This window comes from Methanosarcina barkeri str. Wiesmoor (assembly GCF_000969985.1).
GTDB classification, from domain to species: Archaea; Halobacteriota; Methanosarcinia; order Methanosarcinales; family Methanosarcinaceae; genus Methanosarcina; species Methanosarcina barkeri_B.
Genome location: NZ_CP009526.1, coordinates 1,755,760 through 1,771,028, shown reverse-complemented (window position 1 = coordinate 1,771,028; position 15,269 = coordinate 1,755,760). Strand labels below are relative to the sequence as shown.

Sequence of the window (15,269 nt, the reverse complement as noted above, 5' to 3'; positions counted from 1 at the left end):
AAATAGAAAACCAAAATGTAACTCTGGGTTTATAGAAAATGAATCTAAGGCTCTATTTTATTTGTATTGCTACTGTACTTGCTTTAGTTGGACCTGCCTTAGCGGACAGCACGTCCACAGTACATGGGTCGGTGTACGGTTGGGACACCTTCGAGCCTCTGGAAAATGCCGTGGTGGAAGTAAACTCCACTCCTTCACAGTCTATGGTGGCAAAATATGGCCTGTATTCTTTTGACCTGGTACCTGGAGATTATAAAATTACAGCCAGGTACTATCAAAATAGCACCCTAACTTATTCAGCAGAAGAGACTATTAAGATTGAAAATCAAGGAAATTATGTACTCGACCTCCTGCTTCTTCCAGTTTATTCCGATGAACTTATGGACAGTTCCGGAGTAAACGAATTTTCCGAAAACGCGAACAGAACCACAGGAAACTTATCCTCGAATACAACAAATTTGCTAACAAAGACATCCACAGATTCGACAGCAAGCAAGAATAATTCGAGTAACATAAATTTAGTCGACCAGAGCGGAATTGGCCCTATAAATGTGAACTACCTGCTGGTAACTCTTTCACTTATCCTCCTGCTTGCAGCAGGCTACCTGATCTCCAGAAAGGATAAAAAAATAGAAAAAGTAGAGAAAAATCAGCCTTTAAAAAAGGTACATAGAATCTCAGGTACAGAAGCAGTTGGAAAGGGGCATTCTACAGGAGACTTATTCAAACCAGTTAAGGTGTCCGAACTCTCAGTAGAAGTCCATGACGAAAGGGTAGAAGTTCCTAACGAAAGCTTAGAGCCCGCGCTGAAATCTCAGGTACAGGAATCTCAGATAAAGCCTTTCGAAACTGCATCTTCAACAGAATCAGTAGCAGATCCTGTCGAAGAACCTGTGAGAGAGACGGTACATAAATCTCTGCAAGAACCTGTAAAAGAATCAATAAAAGAACCTGCGAATAAACAGGTAAAACCGGCAGTGACAGAATTATCAACTGAAATCCCGAAAGAGAAAGTTCAGGAAGACTTTGAAGAAATTAAAGTGGACTCTCAAGAGAATAAAGTGGACTCTCAGGAGAAAGAAAGAAAACTGGTTGAATCTGAGCCTCAGAAAGAAAAACAGGGAACTTCCTCTGAAGCTGAAGATCAGTCCGCAGAGAGTCCTGAAACTGAAACTCCTGCTTCCAAGAAAAAGCTCCCGCTTCCCGCTGACCTCCAGGAGGTCATGGATATAATTCGAGGCCAGGGAGGTAGGATTACACAGAAAGACTTGCGAAGCAAGCTGAAGTATTCCGAAGGAAAGGTTAGCCTCATGCTTGCAGACCTGGAAAGAAGAGAATTGATTGAGAAATTCAAGCGGGGTCGTGGGAACGTTGTTATCCTGAGAGATGAAGAACGCTGAAACTCGATATTTTCAGTTCTCAGTATTTCATAATACTTTTAGGCCCACCCTTTTAGGAATTTGCCTGTAAGATCTCAAATCAAAAACTTTTCAAATATTAGTTAGTCACTAATTACCATGCTTTACAATTTTCAAAATAGCATTCAATTATAATTTATACCATCAGTCACCATCACAGTCAATCAGTCAATCAATAGAATTGACATTGGCTCAAGCTGCCCTTTTAGAGGGAGTTACAGAGGCATACCGGTTCCACAGCCGTTTTTTTCATATTGCTCCCAACAGCATGTTCCGGACTTCTCGCCATATTCAAATGGATACAGATTCCCTTTTCCACATTATATTTTTCACATAGCCTGCCTGAACTGTTCACAAATGCAACTGCGAAGGTGAAGCTTTCATTAAAAACTGTTTTTTCAAGCTCCAGCATTGAAGACGTCATTTTCTTGCTATAGTCAAAATTTTTCCAGAACTTTGCAGCTTTTTCCTTGTTACCTCAATCGGAACATGTGCCGGGCATGTCAGCTTTATTCCGTATCCTATATAGCCTCCTGCATTTTAAAAACTCTTTTCTCTACAAAGACATTGTAAGTGGGAATTATCTTTGCGTCAATTGCTTCCAGTTCCAGAGCTTTTTTCACAAGAAAGTCAAAGTCCTCAGGTTTTATGTCTGTTGACGATAAAATAACTCATTCTAAAAATTCATTTTTAATAAAAAAGGCATATCAATCGTCATTGTGTTGTTCGTATGTTCATGAATAGCATTCAGGGCAGCGGTACTTTTTAGGAGAAGCTCTTACTCACTATCTTAAAGCTGAACCTTAAATCTGATTTAGATAGTTTTTCTACAAAGTCCTTTTTGAAATTACACCCTTGGTTTTGTGATTCTGATTTGACAGAAGTATACAGTGTAAAGTGAATAAACAGGCCTCATTCATCTGTTTTTTTCAGAGAATCTAAACTTCTATTCTGCATCTATTGACTTTTTACGTTACTTGTTTTCCAAACGATTATTTCGATGAAATGAGCTTTTTTAAGTAAACTGTATTAATTAATAAAATCTACCAAGTTCAGGTCGTAAAGTTGTTCATTTATTTACGCGAAAATAATTCAGAAGAATTGTTAGTATAATAAGTTTTTATATAATATTTTATATAATATATTTCGTAGTAAGTTTTAACTTGCCAAATTAGGCATGCAGTGGGGGAATAGAGTGATCAAATCTGGATCAATAAAGTCCGTAATGCTACTGATATGTATAGGAATAATAATTGCATTGGTACAACCCATTGAAGGACAAATGGGGCCTGGAATGATGGGCAATCAAGGATACAATCGCAGCTATGGACCTGGACCGGGGATGGGACCTGGAATGATGGGTTATCCAGGCTACAATTACAGCTACAATTACAGTTACGGCCCTGGAATGAGAGGACATATGATGATGGGCAATATGATGGCGATATACTATCCGGAATCCAAACCCATAGCCCAGGATGAGGCACTGAAAAATATGCAAAGCACTGAAAAATATGCAAAGCTTTGCCACTCAGTATGGCCCAAACGTGAAAATAAAGGACGCCATGTCATTCAGCAGTAATTATTATGCTGTTTTGAACGATACAGCCAGCAACCAGGACATAGCAGAAATACTGGTGGACCGCTATTCTGGGGCTACCTATCCTGAGCCAGGGCCAAATATGATGTGGAACACACGCTTTGGAGCTGGCAGAACTCGAGCAGGAGGCACGGATTACGACCTGGCTGGAGCACAAAAACTGGCAGAGGATTTCCTTACTGGTTACCTACCTGGGGCACAAATCCAGGAATCGCACGCAATGCCCGGCTATTATACTTTCGATTTCGGGCGAAATGAGACAGAGGGTATGCTGAGCGTTAATGCTTTTAGCGGCCATATTTGGGTGCACACCTGGCATGGACCTTACCTGGGTGAAATGAACGTAACAAGCTAAGAACCTATCCAAAAAGTAGTTGCTTACTGTATAAATTTTAAAATATACAATATACAAAACCGGAACGAATACTCTGATTATCGTAGACCTACTATTCCGATATTGTAGATCTACTGTAACTTTTAACATGCATTACTGACTTTCTGAAAGGCTCTAAAATGGGAGTTTCTTCAGAAAATGCAGGCATGAGGTGGAGAAAAGTAGAGAATAAATCCTTTTCACTTCTTCTCATACTTTTTTGTCTTCTCATGCTTTTCTGGTTCTCCGAATCATATCAATAAAGTACTTAGCTTCTCTTTTTACATCGTTACTGCACACAACTGCAGAAATTGCGACCAGACTGTCAGCTCCGTTTTGAATAACACTCTCACAGTTTTCTTTATTTATCCCGCCAATAGCAACTACAGGAAGCTTGATTGCATCTTTAACTTCTCGGATTTTAAGTGGACCAATTCCCTCTCCTGCATCTTTTTTTGTAGCAGTATCGAATATTGGGCCAAGACCCACATAGTCAGCCCCTAATTTTTCCGCCAAGACTGCTTCTTCCCTGTCATTTACACTAAGGCCGATTATCTTATCCTCACCAAGGAGCTTTCTTGCTGTTTCAACAGGCATGTCATCCTGGCCGATATGGACTCCATCCGCGTCAACTGCTAAAGCAACATCGATCCTGTCGTTTACCAGAAATATTGCCCTGCCGCTGCAGATCCTCTTGATTTCGGAAGCCTCTTCGACCATTTCTTTCGTACTTTTATCCTTTTCTCTGTACTGAACAATCCTGCAGCCTGACTCAACTGCGTCCCTGACATCGGATAAAGTCCCTTTCATTGAGAGTCCGGAATCTGTCACGAGATAGAAATCGATTTCTTTCAAAAGGGAACTTTTCCGGCTGAAGCCTTTCTGTTTCATGATGCTTAATCCATCCGATAAGCACGTTTTTTTAAAAACGTTTCTTTATAATCTCATTTTTCTGAACTTATGGTTCTTTTTACTTAATTTACCTTTTTCTCTTCGGAAATTACTGTTTTTCTATTTATTTTCAGAACTTATCGTTTTCCGTTTTTCTTCGAAACTTACTGTTCTTCAAAATTCATCATACTTCTTACTTTCTCATCCGACAGGTTGAACACTTCATCATACAGGTTAACCTTGAAACTTCCTGGTCCGTTTGATTCTCGAGCTGCAAGTTCTCCTGCAACCCCAAAGTAACATAACGCTTCTCTGGACGCTTCAAAGTAATCCGGGTTAACTGCAGCAAACAAACCTATTACAGATGCAGCCATACATCCTGTTCCGACAATCGACCCCATAAGCTCATGCCCGTTCTTAACAATAAAAACCCTCTCTCCGTCACTTATAATGTCTTCTTTTCCTGTCATCACAATAACGGAGGAACTTAATTTTGCAAATTGCTTTGCAATCTTTACAGGGTCCGCATTAATCGAAGTTGCCTCAACTCCTTTAGTTTCAGCGCTTTCGCCTGCCAGTTTTGCAATTTCCGAGTAATTGCCTTTTATGATATCAACACGGACGGAACCAAGGATTTTTGCAGCCATTTCGTCCCTGAATTTCGTAGCTCCGACCCCGACTGCGTCAAGCACGACCGGAATTTTCTTTTCGTTTGCAGCGGCAGCAGACAGAAGCATGGAATCAATGATTTCGGATGTCGGGGTTCCGATGTTAAGTACAAGAGCCGATGAAATCCCTGTCATCTCAGCACATTCTTCAGAGGCATGCGCCATTACAGGCAGCGCACCAAAAGCTCTTGTCATGTTTGCACAGTCGTAGATCGTTACCCAGTTCGTTATATGATGTATGAGTGGTTTTGTTTCTCTTATTGTTTTTAATGGGTCATTCATAGAATTCCTCAAAAACGTTTTAAAGAGTGATATATAAAAGAGTGATTTATCCGCATATTGACACTTGTACCAGAGATTTCGATCAGATTATTGTAACCAGAAATCATCTGCAATAGATTACTCATTCGTCACCCTTTGGTCAAGACTTCCTTTGGAAAGGCTGTGGTCAAGATTTCCTTTGGAAAGATTGCAATTACTCATTTCTTACCATTTTCACGCCTGTGTAAATATTCATTTCTGGTTCCGGGCAAAGCCGATAATAGTAAGGCCAGCTTGCTCTACCATGCTTATGGCAAGCGTAGTGGTTGCACTTCTGGATACGATAACAGGGATATTAGCCATGAGGCATTTTCTTACCATCTCAGAAGAAAGCCTTCCTTGACAGGTTACAATTGTCCTTGAGAAGTCCACACCATATTTCAGTCCGTAACCTATTGCCTTGTCAAGGACGTTATGCCTGCCAATATCTTCTATTACGCAGATCTTTCCTTCCGGCCCGAAAGTCCTACAATATGTATCCCGCTTGTTCTGGTATAAAGGTCTGAGATCAATGTTTCTTTCATTAGTTTTAATTGTTGAAACATCAGTGACCAGACCGACTGGATTTTCGGGAGCCGGTCCATACCCAAATATTAAGGATCGCCTCCACATTCCGAAAGAACCGTTTTGCCTGAAAGCATAATTGCAAACGGGTCTTTTTTGTCAGGACACTGTCAGAACACTAACACTGAGAGGGCCGGTGACATCTAGTTTTTTGCTTTTATTTCTGCTTTTTTCTATATTTCTATCTCTACTTTATTCTATGTGCAACGATTCGATATCCTCTAACTTGCGGATAATCCTTTCCGTATATAAAAATCCTGTTATAAACTCTTCAAGCAGCGTCGGGCTTATCATAGCGGTGAATATAGAGCCCTAAGACTAAAAGAGGCACTTCAATTACAATTTTATGAGACGACGGGATCATTTACCTATTATCATATTTTATACAGGATTACGCTGTTACATCCTTATACCATACTCCTTTGCCATAAGAGCGATTTCCTCAGCGGTTTCAATAAGCAGGTCGACCTTCTCAGGGCATTTTACAGGTAAAAGCTTGTTCTCATATTACCGTTTGTTCGAAATAATGGCGCAATTACAGGAAGATCGGACATACTCTTTATATACTCTGAACGAAAAAATTAATAAAGTTTAACGCCATTTAGTTCTTTAAATTTACGAGTAAGTTATCCTTTACAGGCAAGCTGAGGAGTATTCAGCTATAAAATTCATGAGTGAAAAACATGGAATAACATAGTTATCTTTATAAAAATAATAAGAAGGAATGATAAATGGCACGAGTTATGATTGTAGAAGATGCTGAGTTTATGCGAATAGCGCTCCGGGATACACTTTTTAAACATGGACATGAAGTAGTTGCTGAAGTGGCTGACGACGATGAAGCCATTGAAAGATATCTGGAGGTAAAACCAGACCTCGTGTTGATGGATATAATGGTGCCGGATAACGTGCCAGATAATATGAATTGGAGAAATTTGCTGAACAAGTTTCTCGTTATAGATCAGGAAGCAAAGATGGCAATGTTTTCTTCTCTTGGTCAGCAGATCATCATAACGGAATCTCTAAAAATTGGCGCTATGGGATTTATGGTAAGTCCTTTTGAACCCGAGATGTTGAATATAATTAGAATAATTGCCGAGCCAAACTAACTTGAAAGTGAAATTATAATTGGTTTTCAAACTTTTGCAAGTTATTAACTCCTTATATAGATTTTAAAATCAAGCAAGTTACTATAGATACCCAAATAGCGTTATTCAGGTTTTCCGATTCTTTACCGTGAGCTTTTCTTTAATTTTTAAACATCTGTTGTTAGATATTTTGAAAGATAGTTAGATATTTTGTTAGTAAATAAATCGGGAATTCTGCAAAAATGTGACCTCGTATCTCATTCTCTGAATTTTTGTGGCAAAAATCATATAGGAAGAAATCAAGGGAATTCATTAAAATTCACTAACCCCAGAAAAAAGAAATTAGCGGGAAAATAAAATGACTGAGATAACAGATGAATTAGTGATTCGTGGGAATCACATAAAAAACCGAATTGTGATGCCTCCTATGGTTACTTTTTCCTTTCACGGAGATAATGGCTCTCATTATGGCAAGCAGCACATTGAACATTATACGAAACGTGCAAAAGGCGGTACTGGCCTTATCATCGTGCAGGCTACCAGCGTTTTTGGGGCTGTAGATTCAACAGGCATGTGGTCGGCAGGTGATATCTCAGCTTTAAAGCAAATTGCAAGCAACTGCCACGAATATGGCGCAACAGTAATGATGCAGCTTCATTGCGGCAATATGGATATTAACGAATTGTCAACCGAAGAAATTCATTCGATGCAAAAAAATATGAAGCAGGCAGCCATTCGTGCCTGTGAAATTGGGTTTAATGGCGTTGAATTTCATTTTGCATACGGATTTACCTTATGTAAGTTTCTTGATGCTTCTTACAATCGCCGAACCGATAAGTATGGCGGCGACGTTCTATACAGGGCAAGAGTTTTAACACAAATTCTGCCGGAGATTCGAAACAACACTCCTAAAAATTTCATTGTTAGTGTGCGCATGGGCGAGTATCTGCCGGAAAGCAAGGACGGCATTGAAGCAGCCAAAGCTTTTGAGAAAGCCGGTATTGATTTACTGCACATTTCATTTGGCATGCAGCCCCCAGCAAATACGGTTCCCGACGGTTTCATTTGCAGTCCTATAACCTATAGTGGCTGTAAGATCAAAAAAGAAGTAAAGATTCCAGTTATTGCAGTTAATGAAATCCGCACTGAAGAACAGGTACGGTTCTTAATTGAAAATGATTATGTGGATCTTGTTGCTGTTGGCAGGGGTATGTTAGCTGACCCTGAATTTGCTAATCATGTGATAAACAGCGAGCCTGTAAACACGTGCTTGGGATGTGAGAGGTGTTTCTGGTTTACAGATCATACGCTTTGTCCGGCAGGAAAAAACGAGTGAAATTATGAGGATTTAAAGGAGGACTTATTTTAAGTTTTTTCATTCAGTAAATCATACCTGCATGACGTCTTCAAGAATTCTGTTCCCAATCCTCGGTTTTAAAGCATTTTTCATAACAAGATCCACTTCTACGCCGAAGAGTTTTGAAAACTCCTATTTGAGCCCAATGAATTCAAAGAGGTTCGGTTCTTTAGAGAATTCTACAAGAATATCAAGGTCACTATCCTCTTTTTGTTCCTCGCGAATGTGAAAACCAAAAATTCTAGAAAAGAAAAAAACATAGAATCATTTAAATTTACAGAATTTTTTGCATGTTATCCTCACAGTAAGTTTACAAAAGATATTCTAAAAAACTCTTTAATCACACATTTTTCTTTTTATATTATCTTTGTTCATCTGGACCTCAAGCAAACACAATAGATTTGGAACTTCATTACTTGCAACTAACATGTGCTTAATAACATCATCTTCGATATTCCAAGCGGCAGTGGAATCTGTATTTTTTGTGGGGTTTTTTCCAAATAAATATCCATCATAAATATTATATAAATTGACAGCGTGAATCAATTCAGTATAAAAATTTAAAAGACCTTCAACTGTATCTGTGTCTAAAAGATAAATTTCTTTTCTAAAGTGATAATATAAACCATTTTCATTATACAATGAACCAAATCTGTTTAAGCCAATTTTTGTTTCAACAATTGCTCCGTTTAATGTATAAGGGCCAGCCGAGCGTGGTTGGTTAAACTCATTTATCATATTGTGATCTTCGTAATATTTAATAATCTTTTTAATAATGTATATAATATCATTTATTTCCATATAGAAACCAGTGGCAATGTTCCGTTTTTCAATTTTACGTTGTTTTTCCCATTGAAAATTTGACAACTTGTAACCAATGAATATACCTGTAATCGAAAACACTCCAGATATAAATCCTGTCGCTATAGCATCATCGGATATCATGATAACTACCTGAGATCTTAAATATTGCTATTCTAATGATACCGAATTTATTATAACTTCATAATACTTTTTCTCTTTTTGAGGGACAGTGCATCTTTTCGGATATTATACTTTTACTTGAAGATTAAGTATCCTTAATTTCAATATGAACACAAGCAAAGTTATGATAGAGAGAACGTTATGGAAACACTAATCACTTGTTAATGGATGACTAGCAAAACACAAAGTAAATAGGGTCCTTCCAAATCAGTACTAAAACTAAGGGTATACAATGCTTATTTTGGATAATAGGTATGCATTTAGAGTTTCCCCAATTAAGGTACACTCTAAAAATCAATTTTTTAGATAAATAATTTATAATACTCTTTTAAATCAAGAAGAGAGCGAGATAAATACTTTATTTTATTACAATTTATGTTTATTTATAAATAAGGCATCTGATGTCATTTTTATCCATACAAAATTCAATGTTAAAAGTAAGGACAAATCAACGTTTAATTTACCAATTAAAGTACTTAAGTCATTTAAACAGCAAATAGATTCTTTAATGAATGTACCTTAACTGGGGAAAGGCTGACACTACAATTAATTGGACAAATAAGGTTTAATAGCCCTTAAAAAACTAATCATATTTCAAGGGGTCTAAAAGTAAATTAAAAATGAAAGCTTTCAACTAAATTTATGTCAAATTTCGAGGAGACAGAGATAGTATCCAAAAAACTTTAGACCTAGGAGTAAGTGTAATTAAACTAACAAAAAAATAGACGTGTTCCTATCCAGAACACTTGGAGTACCAATTGAAAACCCAGTTGGTATATTAGGAGAGCAAATAGAATATGCACTCTATGAACATCAATAACCGACACGAATGAATAAAATTTTCTTCACTAAAAATTTCTTATTTTCCCCAATTCTAATTTAGTTATACTATGTTTTGCCCTTTAATTGACAATTGTTCCATTTTTGTCAAAAGAAATGCTTCTAATGTTTAATATACCAAAGTCACCAATTTGATTACAACTAGCAAGATTTTTGTCAAAAATTAAAAAATGAAAAATTTTTGTAACTGCAACTTAGATAGGAATTTCTAGTTTTATACTCCGTCCTAAAAAGAAAGAGGCTTTCGCCTTAAAAATTTCAGGCTGAAAGATTATACAAATATATATTTCTGCCTTCCTGGTTTTCTGTATCATTGCTTGAGCGAATGTATACAATTTTATCGTCGTAAATATCAGGATCTCTTGCAGATGTAATACGAGTTGTCTCGTTAGTTGAGATATTGTATATATAAATGTCATTCGACAAGTTATTTCCTACCCAGTATTTTCTTTCCCAAATTATTCTATCACCATATACATCTAGACTGATCGGGTTGCCATCAAATGTTACTTGACGTGTTTTGTGCTTGGCAATATCTCGCATATAGACATACCTTGATCCATTTTGGTTTTCTGTCCACACGACAATATTTCCATAAATTTTACCGTTCCCTGCTCTACCACTTCTACTGATGTCACTTACTCTCTTTGTGGGTATGTCGTATATGGAAATGTTTGTACTCCATTCACCTGGATTTACCCTATTTGTCCGTGTCCATACAATCTTATTTTCGTATATAGAAGCACCGTAGATTGCATGCGTATATGGAATTAGTTGAACTTCTTTATGGGTGCTAAGGTTGTATAAGTACAAACTGTTATACTCAGCATTTTGATTAGAGGCAGGCTGACAGTCAGCATATTTTGACCTTACATACACGATATTATCACCATAGATCGCTGGTGTACTTGCGTTAATGATTTCAATTTTTTTGCCAGTGGAAATATTATACACAGTTATGTTTCCATAGTCCCACCATGTAATTTTATCTCCCTGAATAATAGATGAGCTACTTTCCGAATGTCCTATTCCGGTTATGTTTCCGGTAGTCAAGTTATACATGAAAACTCCGTTACCAAAAGTATCAGCCCATGTAACAACGTTGCCATAGATCGATGGACTCAACGTTAGCCTCCAACTTACGATCATAGTCTCTTTGTCAGCCTTTGCTATTGATGTAAAACTTATAAGAAAAATCAAAATAAGTGCCAGATGTATTATTTTGTTCCCCACATTAATCCCCATAAAGGATATAATACTGGAAAACTACATCAACATTGCTGATCATTAGCAATATGGGGGAAAAGAGAGAAAAAAGATTGTAGGAAAATACTTACTTTTCAACATTCGATTATTGGTTTCCGGATAGGATCTACATTAGGCAGGCGTTATTCGCAACTAATTCATTTTAACTACAATTACTGATTGTGTTTTTTCATTTTTATTTGAATTAGCAGTTGTGCTTTTGACAACTCTAAATTGTCGTCATATTTAGAGTATTCAGTCAATCACAGATTGAAATTCAAAGGAAAGAGTAAAAATTATTGAAAAACGGTCAGTAATTATATTTTTTTAATGAGATGTGGTGAGGGTAAATAAATGAAAGATAGGGGAAAATTGCATTCAGTACCTTTAGTGTTAATGGCATTATTTTTCGTATTTTTGGTTTCAAACTCAGCTGTAACGTTAGCTGCCCAGGAAATTAAGCTCTCAGAGGATATTGGACTAAATGGAGAGACTTCTATTTACGGTGATAAAGTGGTGTGGTCATATTGGGACAAAATTCATCTTTATGACCTAAAAACCGGAAATGATACTATAATTACCATGCCTGAACATTATGTATCACATCCTGCTATATATGATAATAAAATTGTATACTGTCTTTATAATGTAAATGAGAATCCAGTTAGGGTCAGACTTTACGTGTATGATATACTTAATTCTACAAGTTCACTAATCACAGAGAATTTGTCCCATTGTGTTCCTGATATTTACGGTGATAGAATTGTGTGGGCTGCGGAACGCGACTACAAGACCGATGTCTACATGTACAATATTTCCACTCATACACAAACTCAGATAACCACAAGAGGATCTGCAAGTAACCCTTCAATATATGAAAACAAAATAGTATGGGTGGGTTACGGGGACAATGGAACTATTATAGATAAAAATAACAATTCCATTAGCAGAGATAGTATTTGCATTTATGACCTTTCCACTAAGAAGGAAACTATGATCAACACTATCGGAAGAGCATATGCTCCCGTGATCTACAGTGATAGGATAGTATGGAAGGATAGTCGCAATTCAGACTTTACTGGGAGAAGAGGGGATGTCTACATGTATAACCTCTCAACTGAGAAAGAAAGCCGGATCTCTTACAGCGGACAGTCCTCGTTAGGTTCGTCTCCAGCTATCTATGGGGACAGGATAGTATGGGATGATAATCGCAATGGAAAATGGGATATTTACATGTACAATCTCTCAACTAAGAAGGAGACTCAGATTACCACCAGTGGAAGTGCAATGGGACCTGATATCTACGGAGACAGGATAGTGTATAGTGATAATCGTCAAAGATTGACCCCTGGTCCTGGTGATGTTTATTTTTGTGATATCTATGTGTATGATCTCACTGCTAGACCCATAGAACCACAAGCTGGGTTTACATCCAATGTGACTTCCGGAATAGCACCTCTAACGGTATTATTCACTGATACCAGCACTGGTGGAGTACCAACTTCCTGGCATTGGGACACTGGTGACGGTATTTACTCAAAACATGCCATGAATGCAACCCATACGTTTACAAACCCAGGGGTGTATAACGTTACTTTAACAGTTACAAATGAAGCAGGCAATAGCACGGTAACGAAACCGAATTATATTACTGTAACTCCCCCACAACCACCAGTGGCAGATTTTTATGCTAATGTAACCTCTGGAAAAGCACCTCTAATGGTGTCTTTCCATGGTAGAATTATTGGCAAAGCTACAAGTAAAGGCGAAGAACCTATTTCCTGGTATTGGGATTTTGGCGATGGCATTTATTCAAAACACACCACGAATGCAATCCACACATTTCACACCACGAATGCAATCCACACATTTACAAAACCAGGGATTTACACAGTAAATCTTACTGTAGGAAATTTCGTGGGTAATAGTACAGCGACAAAGCCAGATTACATAGTTGTTATCGATCCAAAAGCTCCCGATGCAAATTTTAGTAGTAACATTATCGAGGGTTATGTTCCCCTGACGGTACAGTTTAATGACACTTCTCAAAATGCAACGTCAAGGGTATGGGACTTCGACAATAATGGAAAAACAGACTCAACCGATGTAAACCCTGTTTATACATTTACAACACCAGGAATCCATACTGTTAACCTGACAGTAAGAAATGCTTACGGCACTACCTCAAAAACTGATACGATAATTGTACTTACAGAAAATGAGATCCGGATTACAACCAGCGAATTAGCATCCCATCCTGATATCTATGGTAATAGAATAGTATGGCAAGACCTTCGCAACGGAAACTACGATATCTACATGTACGATCTCTCCACTTCCAGGGAAACCAGGATCACTGCTAATGAATCAAATCAGACATATCCTTCACTCTACTGTGATAGAATAGTGTGGCAAGATGATCGTAATGGACAGTATGATATCTATATGTACAATATATCTACTTCAAAAGAAACTCAAATAAGCACTAGCGGGCGCGCTCAGAGACCTAAAATCTATGGTGACAGGATAATGTGGATGGATTATCGAACTAGAAATAAAGGTATTTACGTGCACGACCTATCCACTTCTAAGGAAACTCGGATAATTTCAAAAGGAATACCTCAATATATTAATATGCAAGGTAACTTGATAGTCTGGCATGATCTTCGATACATAAGTCCGGATATTTACATGTACGATCTCTCCACTTCAAAGGAAACTCAAATAACCTCCAACGGAGAAGCAACATTCCCTAACGTCTATGGTAACAGGATAGTGTGGAAAGAGTGGCACAGAGAAGATGTCACCACCGATATCTACATGTACGATTTATCCACTTCCAAGAAGACTCAGATTACTACCAATAAATCAAGTCAATACTATCCTGCTATTTATGGTAATAAGATAGTATGGGAAGATTTCCGCAACGAATACATCAATATTTACATGTACGATCTCTCAACTCAGAAGGAGACTCAGATTACCACCAGCGGAGGTGCACACGATCCTGATATCTATGGAGACAGGATTGTATATAGGAAGTATAGTTATCATAGATCACCCGTTGATCATGTTTTTTTTAGTGATATCTATATGTATGATCTCACTGCTAGACCCATGGAACCACAAACTGGACTTACATCCAATGTGACTCTAGAACAACACCTCTAACAGTGTTATTCGCTGCCACAAGTAAAGGTGAAGCTACAAGTAAGGGCGAAGCACCTATTTCTTGGTATTGGGATTTTGGCGATGGTATCAATTCAAAGCATGCCATGGATGTAACTCACACGTTTACAAAATCAGGAAATTATACAGTTGGTCTAACTGTAGAAAATGCCGCAAGGAACAGTACAGTGACAAAGCCGGGTTATATAGTTGTTACTGATCCAAATGCTCCGGTTGCAAACTTCAATAGTAATGTTATAGAGGTCATGCTCCCTGACAGTATAGTTTTATGAATCTTGTCTTATGACCTTTCTTAGAAAGCAACTTTAAGGATCTGATACCTCAGTGGCGACAGGTGCCGACGAACAAATATATCTAGAGAAATATCTAGAGAAAAAACACAAAGAATTTTTTGAAACAGTTTCTCGTATTTCCAGTCTACTTACTTATCAGTCTACTTACTTATCAGTCTACTTACTTATCAGTCTACTTACTTATCAGTCTACTTAGCTTATCAGTCTACTTAGCTTATCAATCTACTTAGCTTATTCTTGTATAAAAGAAGATAAAATGAATAAATTATACAGGTAGTGTAAGGTCCGTAAATAAATCTGGCAAATAAGCAGATTTGACTTATTAATACGTATAAATCTATCCTTCTGCCAATGTTTTAGAATGAAATCACAATATTCATTTTTGAATCGGATTATTAGAATTTTATCACTTACTACTCGAAACAATTAGCTTGAAAT

14 protein-coding genes are annotated in these 15,269 nt (G+C 37.5%); 7 read left to right on the top strand and 7 right to left on the bottom strand.

The genetic code is table 11. The features are described from left to right. Window positions 1-38: 38 nt before the first annotated feature. Window positions 39-1,400: a DUF7343 domain-containing protein gene (locus MSBRW_RS07560; protein WP_011308234.1), complete on the top strand. Its 1,362-nt coding sequence runs from the start codon at window positions 39-41 to the stop codon at window positions 1,398-1,400. 223 nt (window positions 1,401-1,623) lie between these two features. Here MSBRW_RS07560 and MSBRW_RS23310 read toward each other — a convergent pair whose 3' ends face one another. Then, window positions 1,624-1,842 (bottom strand): DUF2284 domain-containing protein, encoded by a 219-nt coding sequence (locus MSBRW_RS23310; RefSeq protein ID WP_198137170.1) that lies wholly within the window; start codon window positions 1,840-1,842, stop codon window positions 1,624-1,626. A gap of 771 nt (window positions 1,843-2,613) precedes the next feature. Between MSBRW_RS23310 and MSBRW_RS23305 the strand changes: the two genes are divergently transcribed. After that, entirely contained in the window at window positions 2,614-3,000 is a 387-nt protein-coding gene (locus MSBRW_RS23305) for a hypothetical protein (RefSeq protein WP_052305930.1), read from the top strand. Then, the gene (locus MSBRW_RS23300) at window positions 2,966-3,373 is read left to right on the top strand and encodes a hypothetical protein (protein WP_198137171.1); all 408 of its coding nucleotides are present in this window, start codon (window positions 2,966-2,968) and stop codon (window positions 3,371-3,373) included. Before MSBRW_RS23305 ends, MSBRW_RS23300 begins: the two co-directional genes overlap by 35 nt. Window positions 3,374-3,619: 246 nt before the next feature. Here the strand turns inward: MSBRW_RS23300 and thiE are convergent, their stop codons facing one another. The 4 genes from thiE to MSBRW_RS24210 all read right to left on the bottom strand — a co-directional run bounded on the left by thiE (window position 3,620) and on the right by MSBRW_RS24210 (window position 6,129). Beyond that, a complete protein-coding gene (gene thiE, locus MSBRW_RS07545; RefSeq protein WP_011308237.1) occupies window positions 3,620-4,282 on the bottom strand; it encodes a thiamine phosphate synthase in 663 nt (220 codons plus the stop codon). Between the two features lie 164 nt (window positions 4,283-4,446). Further along, window positions 4,447-5,232, bottom strand: a complete 786-nt coding sequence (gene thiM / locus MSBRW_RS07540; RefSeq protein WP_011308238.1) for a hydroxyethylthiazole kinase — start codon at window positions 5,230-5,232, stop codon at window positions 4,447-4,449. A 231-nt stretch (window positions 5,233-5,463) separates the two neighbouring features. Next, window positions 5,464-5,883, bottom strand: a complete 420-nt coding sequence (locus tag MSBRW_RS20175) for a formate dehydrogenase accessory sulfurtransferase FdhD (RefSeq protein WP_052305932.1) — start codon at window positions 5,881-5,883, stop codon at window positions 5,464-5,466. A gap of 144 nt (window positions 5,884-6,027) precedes the next feature. Next, a complete protein-coding gene (locus tag MSBRW_RS24210; RefSeq protein WP_155398148.1) occupies window positions 6,028-6,129 on the bottom strand; it encodes a formate dehydrogenase accessory sulfurtransferase FdhD in 102 nt (33 codons plus the stop codon). A 437-nt stretch (window positions 6,130-6,566) separates the two neighbouring features. Here MSBRW_RS24210 and MSBRW_RS07530 point away from each other — a divergent pair, with 437 nt between their 5' ends. After that, window positions 6,567-6,944: a response regulator gene (locus MSBRW_RS07530; protein WP_011308239.1), complete on the top strand. Its 378-nt coding sequence runs from the start codon at window positions 6,567-6,569 to the stop codon at window positions 6,942-6,944. A 361-nt stretch (window positions 6,945-7,305) separates the two neighbouring features. Continuing rightward, on the top strand, window positions 7,306-8,259 hold the full coding sequence (locus MSBRW_RS07525) for an NADH:flavin oxidoreductase (RefSeq protein WP_230670014.1): 954 nt from the start codon (window positions 7,306-7,308) through the stop codon (window positions 8,257-8,259). Window positions 8,260-8,616: 357 nt separating this feature from the next. Here the strand turns inward: MSBRW_RS07525 and MSBRW_RS07520 are convergent, their stop codons facing one another. Both MSBRW_RS07520 and MSBRW_RS07515 read right to left on the bottom strand, forming a co-directional pair. Further along, window positions 8,617-9,225 carry a hypothetical protein gene (locus MSBRW_RS07520; RefSeq protein ID WP_011308241.1) on the bottom strand — a complete coding sequence of 203 codons (609 nt, stop codon included), beginning with the start codon at window positions 9,223-9,225 and terminating at the stop codon, window positions 8,617-8,619. Window positions 9,226-10,362: 1,137 nt separating this feature from the next. Next, window positions 10,363-11,337 carry a hypothetical protein gene (locus MSBRW_RS07515; protein WP_011308242.1) on the bottom strand — a complete coding sequence of 325 codons (975 nt, stop codon included), beginning with the start codon at window positions 11,335-11,337 and terminating at the stop codon, window positions 10,363-10,365. Window positions 11,338-11,703: 366 nt separating this feature from the next. On the opposite strand from MSBRW_RS07515, the gene MSBRW_RS07510 reads away from it, so the two are divergent. Both MSBRW_RS07510 and MSBRW_RS07505 read left to right on the top strand, forming a co-directional pair. Next, window positions 11,704-14,520 carry a PKD domain-containing protein gene (locus MSBRW_RS07510; RefSeq protein WP_011308243.1) on the top strand — a complete coding sequence of 939 codons (2,817 nt, stop codon included), beginning with the start codon at window positions 11,704-11,706 and terminating at the stop codon, window positions 14,518-14,520. A gap of 2 nt (window positions 14,521-14,522) precedes the next feature. After that, window positions 14,523-14,810, top strand: a complete 288-nt coding sequence (locus tag MSBRW_RS07505; RefSeq protein WP_011308244.1) for a PKD domain-containing protein — start codon at window positions 14,523-14,525, stop codon at window positions 14,808-14,810. The last annotated feature ends 459 nt before the right edge of the window (window positions 14,811-15,269 follow it).